This window comes from Candidatus Aminicenantes bacterium (assembly GCA_011049425.1).
GTDB lineage: Bacteria > Acidobacteriota > Aminicenantia > UBA2199 > UBA2199 > UBA876.
In genome coordinates this window covers 1-12,771 of record DSBM01000136.1, presented here as the reverse complement: position 1 = coordinate 12,771, position 12,771 = coordinate 1, and the positions used below count along the sequence as shown (strand labels likewise).

Genomic DNA, 12,771 nt, shown 5'->3' with positions numbered 1-12,771 from the left:
ATCAAAACACCGGCCACATACCTGGGATTCATATGGCGGGATGAAAACCCCTCAGGGGCGGCTTCTATTGAGTGGGATCACAGCTGGGTGGAATCCGGGGCCTGTCCCGATTCTCCCTGCGCGCAGCGTTATAACGACAGGATCGGGGATGATGCGATCAGGCAGCGGATTCCGGATGATCATGAGGATGGTTGACATTCATCCCGCTGAAGCGGGATTCGGTCTGTAACGCTTGCAGTATTTGTGTGAATGCCGTATTCGATGTGATTGCCGGGAGTCTTTGACATCCCCCTGCCGCGGCATGCGCCGGAGAAATTACATCCCCCTACCTCGGCATGCGCCGAGGATCCCCCTTGAAAGGGGGAATACAACCTCGGCTGTCGCCGGGGATCCATCCCGCCGATGCGGGACAGACTCTTGAAAGGGGGAGAGGGGCAAATCTCCCTTTGAAGGGAGATTCCGCCTGCGGCGGATAGAGGGATGTTTCACGTTCCGACGCAGAGCGTAGGTAAGAGTTTTATTTGTGACCACCGTTTTCCCTTGACCTTCTTTATTTTACCGATTTATCATTGGATCTTCAAAATAATGAACGGCTTGTTTTTTGTGCTTTTTCGAGGATGCAGCTTGACAATTTACGGATAGCTTGTTAAATTGATTTCATTCAGCATTTTATTCGTAGCATCTCTTTGGACCGAAATCGAAGTTGAACTTCGGGTGTGACGTGAAAAACGACAACCTGTTCAACCCCTGTTCATCGACCCTAAACGAATGTATCTCAAATAAAGGCGTTTGGCATTGATGTTTATGGACTCGACTGATATTCAACTAAACGAAGGCGTTATTATTTCAGGGCCACTCTTCAATGAACCCATGCGGGTTGAAACAGTCCGGCCGGCTGGTGAGGGGAGATGGTCCCTCGGTCTTGTCGGAATCCAAACAGAAGTGTTCAGAAAAGTCACATTGACCCGACAGGATATCGGCAAGCTCACTCTATTAGACACAAAACTGACCTTCCAGGGTGAAGGCCAGTTGCTTCGCTTGGGGCTTCAGGCATACGCATTGGGGATCGCATGGGAGTTTGATCCGTATTTCGGTCTATCCATATCGCGTGTCGATCCACTGCCTCATCAACTGGAAGCTGTTTATGATTATCTGCTGAAATTGGCACGTGTTCGATTTCTGCTTGCAGATGATGCCGGTGCCGGTAAAACCATCATGGCCGGTCTTCTCATCCGTGAACTTAAACTTCGCGGGTTGGCTGAACGTATCCTCGTTGTTTGCCCTGCGAATTTATCATTTCAATGGCAACGTGAACTTAAAGAGAAATTCGACGAAAAATTTCTGGTATTAAAAGGCGGGGACCTGCGTGACCAGTTCGGCGTAAACCAATGGCTCGAACAGAAGAAGGTGATCACCTCTTTAGACCTCGCCAAACGCACAGAAATCTTACCGGGATTAAAACAAGTCCACTGGGATCTCATCATCGTCGACGAAGCACATCGCATGTCATGGTCGCCCCCTTCCCGGAAAACATCACGGTATGCTCTGGGTGAACTCCTTCGTGATAGCTCGGACCATTATCTTTTATTGACGGCGACACCGCATAAAGGTGACCCTGCGAATTTCTCCCTTTTTCTCCAACTCCTTGATCCGGATACTTATGCAGATGTTCGTTCCATCCATGAAGCGATGGAACGAAAGCGCGCACCGTTTTATCTTCGCCGTACCAAGGAAGCCATGGTTTACTTTCCCGAACAACAAACAGATGGGACCTGGGCGGCCAAAAAAATATTCACCAGGCGGATCCCCCACACAGTCGATTTTCAGATCGACGGGCCGGAATTCGATCTCTATCGCGATGTAACCCGTTTTGTCAAACGGCAGAGCGCGAAAGCCGCCGCTCAGGAAGACAATCCCCGTGCCCGTGCCGTCGGATTCCTGATGTCTCTCTATCAACGCAGACTGGCTTCAAGTACTTACGCCATGCGTCACAGTCTTGAGAAACGTGCACGCAGGCTGGAAGATGGGTTGAAAAAGGCGCATACATTGGTCGAGATGGCTCCGCCGGATCTGCCCGACCCCGAAGAGATTGAAGAAATGGAGGAGACCGAACGTGAACGTTTGGAGAGTATTCTCGAAGCCATCACACTCACCGGAAATGCCGAACAAATCCATGCTGAGATCGAGGAACTTCGCGGTTTTGCCGAACAGGCCAGGATGGTTGAGGAGACTGGTGCGGAAGCCAAACTATCCAAACTCAAAGATCTGCTTCACCGAGAGGGTTTCTTCAATCACCCTGAACAACGGCTTCTTCTCTTTACGGAATTCAAAGACACCCTTGACTACCTGGTTGAGAAGCTGAAAGATTGGGGTTTCAGAGTCGGTTGCATTCATGGGGGCATGAAGCCGGGTACCCGTGATGAATCGGGGACGCGTCTTCACTCAGAGCAACAGTTTCGCGAAGGAGCAATTCAGATACTCGTCGCGACAGAGGCGGCCGGAGAAGGCATCAACCTACAAGTGTGTAATATCCTGTTTAATTACGATATTCCCTGGAACCCGAATCGTCTTGAGCAGCGCATGGGGCGCATCCATCGTTACGGTCAGAAAAAAGATTGTCTCATATTCAATCTTGTGGCGACGAATACGATCGAGGGTCGGGTGCTTCAGCGTCTTCTGGATAAGCTTCAGGAAATCCGAGACGCACTCGATAATGATACTGTTTTCAATGTCGTTGGTGAAATTTTGCCCGTGGCGCATATGGAGCGTATTCTTCGGGATTATTATGCCGGAAAACTGGGTGAAGCCGATCTTGAAGAAAGGTTGCTCGAAAACGTGGATGAGGGCCGTTTCCGTAACATCTGTGAGAATGCCCTCGAAGGCCTGGCATCCAAGAAACTCAATCTAAAGATGCTCGTCGAACGACGGGCAAGGGCGCAGGAATGTCGTGTCGTGCCGGAAACCATCGCCCGCTTTATTCGCGAGGCCGCCGAATACGTCCCGCTCAAACTCAAGGTCATCGAGCACATGCCCCATACTTTCGAGCCTGCTCGTACGCCCTCTGTGCTTCAGCGGTACGAACGTGACCCTGACTGGAAGTTTACGGGTATGGCCGTAAAGTACCCGCGTTGTTCGACCGACCGAGAAGTGGCCGAAGAATACAATCTCGAATGGGTTACACCCGGCCATCCTCTTTTCGAGGCCATCCGGAGGAATGCCTTTGAAAAGGCCTCTAAATCGTTCGGAAAAGGTGCATGTTTCTATTCCCTGCAGCACGATACACCGGCGCGTGTTGATTTCTTTCGTGCACGTGTCGTAGACGGCCTCGGAAACATCGTCCATGAACGTCTATTCGCGGTGGAATTAACCGATAACAACGAGCCGAGGATTCGTGAACCCTATATACTCGGCAATTATATACCTGCGGTGGCTCCAGAACAGAGTCCGGCCATAGCCGAGGAGCCCGAGCCTTCGGCCTGGCTTTATCAGAATGCCCTCCAGTCATTTCTCGATGAAACGCAGGAAGAACGTTTGGCCGAAGTGGAACGTATTGTCGAACATGTGGAACTCTCCTTGACAGAATTGTTACAGCGTGCGGATGAAGAGATTGGCAAGGCCAATGAAGACAAGGAAAAAGGGATTCCTGGTGCGGACGGCCGTTTGGCTCAGGCAGAAAACCGGCACGCGGAACTCCTCGCCAGGCGTGAACGGCGCAGGCAGGAACTCGAACGCCAGAAATCGCTTTCTCTCCAGGCCGTGGAACGGATCACGAGTGTTCTCGTCCTTCCTCATCCTGAACGCGAGTCCCCGGATGTACGCCGCATACGACCGAATCTGGAGACGGAAGCCGTCGCAATGCGCGTGGTTATCGAGTATGAACAGGCTCAGGGCCGCAGGGTTTACGATGTCCACGAGAAGAATCTGGGCTATGACATCACGAGTCTGGATTTGGGTTCGGGCGAACTGCGTCTCATCGAGATTAAAGGATTGGCCGCGGCCACAGGTACGATACTGCTGACGCCCAACGAGCGGCGTGTGGCCGAAGACCGGCGCGATTGCTACTGGCTTTACGTGGTCACCAACTGCGCTGAACAACCCACACTCCAGGAACCGGTCAAAGACCCGGCCCGCTTTCCGTGGCATGAGGTCACCAAGGTGGCACATTACTGGCTGGATGTTGACGCCATGACGAAGCCGATGACGGTCAGAGAAGATCGTGCGTCATACAAAGGTGAGAAGCCATGATGACCCTGCGGCTTTTTTCAGGTCGTTTCGAATCCGTGCCGGCCGCCACATCCTGGTATCTGGCAGATCTCGGAGAAGCGCGTGGTAAACAGGACTTGTACATCCGTCAATCGCCTCAGCGTCTCCGGTTTTTGCGGGAGCATGCCCTGATTGAAAGCGCCGTATCATCCAACCGTATCGAAGGCGTTGAAGCGGATCAGTCCCGAATCGCCACCCTCGTCTTCGGCGAGCCGCTTCTGCGGGACCGTGATGAAGAGGAAATCCAGGGATACAGGCAGGCGCTGAACTGGATTCATGAGAATGGAAAGAAAATCCCTGTATCAGAAGCAACCGTTATGCGACTACATCGCCTGACACGCGGAGAGATCTGGGATGCCGGAAAATACAAGGATAAAGACGGTGACATCATCGAAAAATTGCCGGACGGCCGGTCGCGGATCCGCTTCAAGACAGTTCAGGCGAAGGATACACCGGGATGCATGAAAGATCTCTTCGCACTGTATGAAGAAGCGATCAAGACGCACAATGTTCCGCCGCTGCTTCTTCTGGCAGCCTTCAATCTGGATTTTCTCTGCATCCATCCGTTTCGTGACGGCAACGGGCGTGTTTCGAGGCTGCTTCTGCTTTTGCAGAGTTATCACCTCGGTTTCGAGGTAGGCCGGTACATCAGCCTGGAGCGCCTCATCGAGCAAAACAAGGAACGCTATTACGAAACCCTGGAGCAAAGCTCCCTGGCCTGGCATGAAGGCCGACACGATCCATGGCCGTATATCAATTACATTTTGTCGATTTTGAAAACGGCCTGCAAGGAATTTGAGGAGCGTTTGGGCCGGATTAAATCTCCCCGGGGAGCCAAAACAGATCTGGTCGAAAAGACCATCAGGAATTTTTCGGCTGAATTTTCGCTGAGCGATCTGCAGAGAGCCTGTCCGGGTGTCAGCCGCGATCTGGTTCGCAGGGTTCTTCGGGACTTAAAGGCCAAAGGAGAGGTTGCATGTTTGGGGCGGGGGCCCGGGGCTCTGTGGCGAAGACTGGAAAGGGGTAATACCCTTGAAAGAGGGCAGGAAAGAGGGTAAACTGAAAATCGGGATGAGAGGATAAGGACGTAACAGTATGGCAATCCCCAAAGACTGCAAACGCCTGGCGGAGGTGGATTTTGCACTATCTGCCGTCAACGACGCCTGCGTTATGGAGAACAACCGAAAAACCCGGGTGGACAGCGGTCACCTTTCGCTCCTGCATTCTTGGTGGGCGCGGCGTCCGCTAGCTTCCTGTCGGTCCTTGCTCCTAACGCTGCTTCTCCCTGACCCGTGCGACCCGCTCTGCCCGGGGGAGTTCAAGACAGCGGCGCGCAAAGCGCTACAGCAGTACAAGAAGATCGGGCCGAAGGATTCCGACCTGCAGAAAACACTTCTGGCCTTCGTGGCCGACATCGCCAACTGGGACATCGTGCGCGTGGCGGGTTACGTCTCCGCGACTCGTGAACTTGTGAAGGCCGCGCACGGTTCGGTTCCGCACGTACTGGACCCGTTCTCCGGCGGCGGCTCCATTCCGCTGGAAGCACAGCGCCTCGGTTGCGAGGTGACCGCCTCGGACGTGAACCCGGTCGCGTGGCTCCTCCTCAAGGTCGCGCTCGAATGGTGCGGCCGCAAGGGGCCGGAACTCGCCGACCTGTTCGAGGAATGGGCAGAATGGACGCTTAGGGAAGCCGAGAAGCGCCTTGTCGAATACTACCCGGCCGACGCGCAAAGGCGGAAGCCGCTCGCCTATCTCTGGGCGCGAACCGTGCAGTGCGAGGCCGCCGGGTGCGGGGCGCGGATTCCGCTCGTCCGAAATCTGGTGCTCTCTAAATCAAAAGGCCGGAAGAAGGCCCTTCGTATCGTTTATCCAGAGGGTTCTCTTGAGCCACGAATCGAGGTCTTCACCCCATCAAGCGACAAGGAAGTCGCGCGCGGGACGGTCGCAGGGAACAACGCCACTTGTCCGAAATGCCACGTGGTCACGCCCCGCGAACGCGTTCAGGCGCAATTGCGCGACAAGCGTGGCGGTGCGGATGACGCGATTCTACTGACGGTGGTTCGGGGAAATACAAGTAGACGTGGGAAGGATTACGAGGCACCGAATCGCCAGGACATGGAGGCCTTCTCCAAGGCGGCCACAAAGTCCAAGTCCATCAAGATCGAAATGCCACCGGCTCCGCCGGAGGGCGACACGGGTTTCCGCCCGCGTCCATACGGCATCACTAACTGGGCTGACGTCCTCGCCCCGCGTCAGCGATTCTCGCGCTGGGTGCTGCACGAGGTCATCGAGGACGCGCTCAATGAAGCGGCCAAGAAGGCCAAGGACAAAGACCTTCTCGACGCCCTTGCCGCTTGCCTCTACGCGGCCTACTCGGACAACGGCCAGTACCACACCTCGCTCTGCGTCTGGCTCTCGGAAGGTGTAACGTCCATCTTCATACAGGGTTCCGGAGTTCCGATGCGTGCTGACTTCGTGGAAGGCAACCCCTTGAGCCCTAACTGCGAAGGTTTGGGATATTCCATCCGCAGCGTACAGAGCGCTCTTCGGAATCTATCCACAGTACGCTACCAGCCCTCGTCACCGCTCTTGGCGAACGTGCTGGACGCGGTTCTGCCGGAGGAATCGGTGGACGTGGTCTTCACCGACCCGCCCTACGCGAACCAGATTCCCTACGCGCATCTTTCCGATTTCTTCTATGGCTGGCTCCGTCTCGGACTTCGAAACCGCCTGCCGCAGGCGTTCACGGCCCCGGAGACCGAGAAGGCCCGTGAACTCACCGAGAACCGCGCCGTCAAGAATGGTGGTGTTCATGACCGCCAGTGGTACGAGAGCCGCATGTATGAGGCCTTTGCCCAGATGAAGCGGGTCATACGCGAGGACGGCGTGGCCTCCGTGGTCTTTGCCCACAAGGACACCGACCGCTGGGAGGCGCTCGTCTCGGCGCTGGTGCAAGCAGGCTGGCGCACCACCGGCTCGTGGCCCATCGCCACCGAACGCAGACAGCGCATGCGCGGCCAGGGCTACGCGGCGCTTGAAACCAGCGTCCACCTTATTTGCCGCCCTCGCCCGGACAATGCGCCGGTCGGCGACTGGAATGAAGTATTGCATGGAAGCAGAGAGAAGAAGCTGGAGGGCTTGGCTGAGCTTGTGGGCGACTGGATGGAGCGGCTCCAGGGCGAGGGCATTCGCGGCGCGGATCTGGTCTTTGCCTGTATCGGCCCGGCGCTGGAGATTTTCAGCCGGTATTCCAAAGTGGAGATGACTGATGAGAGGGAAGTAAAACTGGCCGCCTATTTGGAGAAAGTCTGGGAAGTCGTCGGTCGAACGGCCCTCGAACAGATTCTCGGCACGGCGGAGGCCCGTGCACGGAACGGCATGGCAGGCGTGCTGGAAGAAGACGCGCGCCTGACCGCACTCTTCCTCTGGACGCTCCAGGACACAAACGGGAGTGGCAATGGGAAAAAGGGGAGAGCGACAACCGAAGAATCCATTGTTGAAAATTCTGAAGCCGTGGTCGATGATGACGATGAAGCCCCAAAATCCAAACCCAAGGGTTACAGCCTGGTTTTCGATGTCGTCCGGCGTTTCGCACAACCGCTCGGCATCGAACTTCCCAAGTGGGAAGGCCGCATTATCGAGACACAAAAAGGAGTGGTCCGGCTTTTGGCTGTTTCAGAACGGGCCCGGCAGATTTTCGGATCCGTAAGCATCGAATCCGCCATCGAAGAACTCTTTTCAACCCAAAACGATCAATTGATCCTTCCCGGTTTCGAAGAGCTGGCCGTAAGAAAAAAAACAGCTCCAAGAGGACGTGGTCGAAAAATCAGAATCGACGATCCGGGCGAAATGGATGCAACGGCCACCACCCTCGACCGGGTTCATGCGGCGATGCTGCTTCAGTCCGGTGGGCAGGCGAATGCATTGAGGCAACTCATCAAGGCCGAACAGGAGCGCGGCCCGGATTTCCTGCGACTGGCCAACGCCCTTTCCGCGCTCTACCCCTCCGGAAGTGAAGAAAAACGTTTACTGGATGCCATGCTGCTGGCGGTCAGGAGGTGATTGTATGCTCTATTATGCCTATGGATCTAATATGGATTGGAATCAAATGAGACGCCGATGCCCTTCAGCGCGTTTTGTTGGTATTGCCCTGCTGCAAGATCACAAGCTTGAATTCACGCGGAAATCGCAACAACGAGGCTGTGGGGTGGCTGATGTTGTACCCATAACAGGGCAAAATGTGTGGGGTGTGGTATATGAAATATCCGATCTCGATGTCGGAAAACTCGATGCGTCTGAAGGTTACAGGCCGGGATCCAATAAGAACTCATACTGGCGGCACGAAAGAATGGTGTCACTGGATGGCGATCCCAAAAGACCTCTAACGGTCCAACTCTATATTGCTGAAAGAGAAGATGCACCGCCAAAACCGAATAACAAATACAAAGATCAGATCCTCTCCGGAGCGAAGCACTGGCACCTTCCTGCCAAGTACATTCAAGAACTGATGCAAATCGAGGTCGATACGTGAGTGGTAACGAGCTTTCGGTTTGGCAACTATCCGGTGGCCCTTCAAATCGGCCGTATGCGGACATATTCCTCAAATATTCTATCGGGCTCATCGGACCGGGCGATACCGGGCCATGGAATCCGCAACGCACGGATGATGAACTTGAAGGCGGTTTTGTCCGTCGTTTTGCCAGCGAGATTAAAATCGGAGACGTGGTTTTGATGCGAACAGGCATCTCCGGGATCATCGCCGTGGGTATTGTGGCAAGCGAATATATGTACCTGAACCAGTTCGATGATGTGAATGGATGGGATCTCCAACATGCAAGACGTATACGCTGGTCCAGATTACCACAGGAATATACTTTTGAGACTCAAGTATTCGGAGCCAATCCGACACGCTGTTCTCGGGCCTGGAACGAAGAAGTGAAGGATTATGCAGAACGATTCAAAAACTCACCCCCCACGCACTGGCAGGAAGCTCCCCTGCCGGAGCTTCCTGAAGAAGAGCCCGCCTTGGACAGGATTCCTGCGACATTGGAAGGCATCGTGGCCCAGGCCCAAGACCTGGCCGGCCTCTACTGGGACCGGCAGAATTTCGGCGACCACCCCACAGAGGACGAGCTTGTGGCGCACTTTGTGGTACCCTTCCTGCGGGCGCTCGGCTGGCCGCCGGAACGAATCGCCGTCAAGTGGCGATACATCGATGTGGCCGTTTTTAAGGCTCTGCCGCGAACGCCGGAAAACTGTCAGTTCATCATCGAGGCCAAGCGGCTCGGCGCGGGCGTGGAGGGCGCGCTGGAGCAGGCCAAGGGGTACGTGGATACCCTCGGCGTGTCGTGTGATGTTATTGTGACCGACGGCATCCGATATCGTATATATGCTGGTGATCGTGTCTTTGAACCGGTGGCTTATGCAAACCTGACTCGATTAAAACAATCCGCAGCCAATTTATTCAACCTGATGAAAAGGATATAAGGAGTCCGTCGATGGATGCATGGTATAAAAATGCCACACCGCGTAAAGAGGTCCGCGAGGGCCGCTCGTTCAACCCGGACGAGTTCGCTATTCATCTGGAGCAGGTCATCGCAAGGACCGCGCCCGAGGACTACCGTGAGCCGAAGCAGTTCTTCGCGCGGACATGCTTCACGCGGGCGTTGCGTGAACATGCAGGGATGGTTCTGCGGCGGCTTTCCGGCCAGACGGCGAACACCGCGCCGGTGATGACACTCATCACGCAGTTTGGAGGCGGCAAAACCCACACCTTGACGGCACTCTATCACCTGGCCACCTGCGGCGACAAGGCGGCCGAATACAGCGGCATACCGGAGTTGCTCAAGGCGGCTGGGCTTTCGACCGTGCCCAAGGCCCGCGTGGCGGTCTTCGTCGGCAACGCCTGGGACCCGCAGGATGGTCGCGAGACGCCCTGGATCGATGTGGCCCGGCAACTGGCCGGAGACGCAGGGGTGCGTGAACTGGGCGCGGCTGCCAAGACCACGCCGCCTGGGACGGAGTCTCTCGTGAGGATTTTTAAGGCGGCGGATGCTCCAGTGCTTCTGTTATTCGACGAGGTGCTGAACTTCCTGAATCGTCATCGCGGAATGGCCGATCAGTTCCACGCCTTCATCCAGAACCTGACCGTGGCCACTACGGGTGTAACGCACGGGGCCGCCGTGATCAGCCTGCCCCGCAGTCAGGTCGAGATGACCGAATGGGATATGCAGTGGCAGGACAAGATTACCAAGGTCGTCCGCCGTGTCGCCAAAGATCTGATTGCAAACGACGAGACGGAGATCAGCGAAGTCGTGCGGCGTCGGCTCTTCGAGGACATCGGCAGCGATCGCATCCGCAAGAATGTCGCCAGGGCTTATGCCGACTGGTGCTTCGAACGGCGGGCGCAACTGCCTCTGGAATGGACGGCAGTAGACAGCGCCGTAACCGAAGCCAAGGCACGAGAATATCTATGCGAACGTTTCGAGGTCTGCTATCCCTTTCACCCGGCGACGTTGTCGGTTTTCCAGAGGAAGTGGCAGGCGCTTTCGCAATACCAGCAGACGCGCGGGACGTTGGCGATGCTTGCCCAGTGGATTTCCTGGGCGTACCGAACTGGGTTTACCGAGGCCCGACGGGAGCCGCTTATCACGCTCGGCTCCGCGCCCCTGGAACTGCCGGAATTCCGGAGCATTGTGCTGGGACAGCTTGGAGAGTCCCGGCTTGTGGCCGCCATCGACTCCGACATCTCCGGCGCACAGTCACACGCCCGGGCGCTCGACGCGGACACCAAGGGATCCTTGCGGAACATCCACCGCCGCGTGGGTACGACGATTCTCTTCGAATCCTCAGGCGGGCAGGTGGACAAGGTTGCACATCTGCCGGAGCTGCGGTTCGCATTGGGCGAGCCGGAGGTGGACACGACTTCGGTAGATAACGCCGCGTTCACACTGGAGGACAAGTCGTACTTCATTCGGCGCGTGGGTTCGGACGGTTTCAAGATAAGCCACCAACCGACCATGAAGAAGGTCGTAAGCGATCGCCGGGCGTCCCTGGATGAAGAGTCCGAGATCAAACCTGCCATGCGGATGCTCATCCAGAAGGAGTTCGACAGGGGGGCGAGCATACCGGTCGTGCGTTTCCCTGAGGATGGGACCGCCGTGCAGGATACGCCGAGACTCACGCTGGTGGTGATCGAGCCGGAGTCTGAGTGGACGGGTGCCGGCCCGCTTCGCCAGCAGATGTCGGAATGGACCAAGCAGCGCGGCAAGTCGCCCAGGCTGTATCCCGGCTCGCTTATGTGGTGCCTCAAGAGGCCCGGCCGTGACTTCCGGGACAGGGTCGAATTATGGCTGGCGTGGAAACGTGTCGAGAAAGAGTTGACCGAAGGTACCCTCGGAGGAGACTTTGACCGTGGAGATCGGGCTGAATATCGGTCGAAAGTTACGGATGCCGAGGAGGCCGCCAAAGACGAAGTCTGGGGAGGATATCGCTATGTGGCGATAGCAGACAACAAAGAGCAGGATGGTCTGAAAGTCATCGACCTGGGTGCCGGGCATTCGAGCGGTAATGAAACACTTTGTGGGCGAATCATCACTGCGTTGAAGTCACAGGCTCTCCTGAATGAGTCCGTCGGGGCAGGGTATATCGAACGGAACTGGCCGCCGGCGCTCAAGGAAACCGGTGCCTGGCCGCTGGCCAGCCTGCGGCAGAGTTTCCTGAACGGCTCTCTTACGCGTCTCATCGACCCGGACATGATCTTACGTGGCAAGATTCTTGAATTCGTGAGCAGGGGTGATTTCGGGCTTGCCTACGGCCAAAAAGCGGATGGCGGCTATGAGCGGATTTTGTTTGAGGAATCCATCGACCCGGCTGATATTACCTTTGAGTCGAGTGTGTACCTGCTCCTGAGAAAAACAGTCATGACCTTGAAAAGCGAATCGTCAACTTTGCAGGGAGGAGGGGTATCTGGTCCGGTTGATGATGTAGGTCTGACACCACAATCTGTGCCGAAACTGGATCATGATCGGGATTCCGAACTGAAAATCGAGGCAGAATCGAAGACCGGTTCTGTACCGAGAATCTTTAGAATCAGCGGTGATGTGCCACCGGAAATCTTTAATCGGCTTGGCACAAAGATTATCCCTAAATTGAGAAGCGGTTCGAATCTCAGGATCGGCATTGATTTTGAAGTCACCATCGAGAGTCAGACTGGAAAAAATTTTTACACGGAAATCGAGCAGATTATTCAAGATCTCGGTTTGTCAAATGTTCTGAATATCAGTGAACCGAATTCATAAAATCATTATAAATCTGCACTGCTGTCCAAAATAAACCGTAATACCATGCTTTAAAGGTTCGAAAAAAAATATTAACTCCAGTATTTATGGATAAGAATTCTCATATGATGCGTATTCCGGTGAAAGTTGCCACCCATTCCGGATGAAAGTTTACCACCTTGTTTCCTCCGACATATCGGTACAATTTACAAACATCAGGTGGCAGTTT

6 protein-coding genes are annotated in these 12,771 nt (G+C 55.3%); all 6 read left to right on the top strand.

Annotation, left to right across the window (positions count from 1 at the left end; all coding sequences use genetic code 11):
* The first annotated feature begins 804 nt into the window (after nt 1–804).
* The 6 genes from ENN40_09250 to ENN40_09225 are packed head-to-tail and all read left to right on the top strand — an operon-like array spanning nt 805 to nt 12,563.
* Nucleotides 805–4,245 (top strand): DUF3883 domain-containing protein, encoded by a 3,441-nt coding sequence (locus ENN40_09250; protein ID HDP95530.1) that lies wholly within the window; start codon nt 805–807, stop codon nt 4,243–4,245.
* Nucleotides 4,242–5,321: a Fic family protein gene (locus ENN40_09245; protein HDP95529.1), complete on the top strand. Its 1,080-nt coding sequence runs from the start codon at nt 4,242–4,244 to the stop codon at nt 5,319–5,321. The genes ENN40_09250 and ENN40_09245 overlap by 4 nt, the downstream gene beginning before the upstream one ends.
* A 37-nt stretch (nt 5,322–5,358) precedes the next feature.
* Complete coding sequence (locus tag ENN40_09240; GenBank protein HDP95528.1) at nt 5,359–8,325, top strand: DUF1156 domain-containing protein; 2,967 nt, start codon at nt 5,359–5,361, stop codon at nt 8,323–8,325.
* Complete coding sequence (locus ENN40_09235; GenBank protein ID HDP95527.1) at nt 8,276–8,794, top strand: gamma-glutamylcyclotransferase; 519 nt, start codon at nt 8,276–8,278, stop codon at nt 8,792–8,794. The genes ENN40_09240 and ENN40_09235 overlap by 50 nt, the downstream gene beginning before the upstream one ends.
* Nucleotides 8,791–9,750, top strand: a complete 960-nt coding sequence (locus ENN40_09230; protein HDP95526.1) for a hypothetical protein — start codon at nt 8,791–8,793, stop codon at nt 9,748–9,750. Before ENN40_09235 ends, ENN40_09230 begins: the two co-directional genes overlap by 4 nt.
* A gap of 11 nt (nt 9,751–9,761) precedes the next feature.
* Entirely contained in the window at nt 9,762–12,563 is a 2,802-nt protein-coding gene (locus tag ENN40_09225; protein ID HDP95525.1) for an ATP-binding protein, read from the top strand.
* Nucleotides 12,564–12,771 lie beyond the last annotated feature (208 nt).

What these genes read in the sequence shown, in the direction of transcription:
- ENN40_09245 (HDP95529.1), top strand. Translation starts at nt 4,242, where the DNA reads ATGATGACCCTGCGGCTTTTTTCAGGTCGTTTCGAATCCGTGCCGGCC.
- ENN40_09225 (HDP95525.1), top strand. Translation starts at nt 9,762, where the DNA reads ATGGATGCATGGTATAAAAATGCCACACCGCGTAAAGAGGTCCGCGAG.
- ENN40_09250 (HDP95530.1), top strand. Translation starts at nt 805, where the DNA reads ATGGACTCGACTGATATTCAACTAAACGAAGGCGTTATTATTTCAGGG.
- ENN40_09240 (HDP95528.1), top strand. Translation starts at nt 5,359, where the DNA reads ATGGCAATCCCCAAAGACTGCAAACGCCTGGCGGAGGTGGATTTTGCA.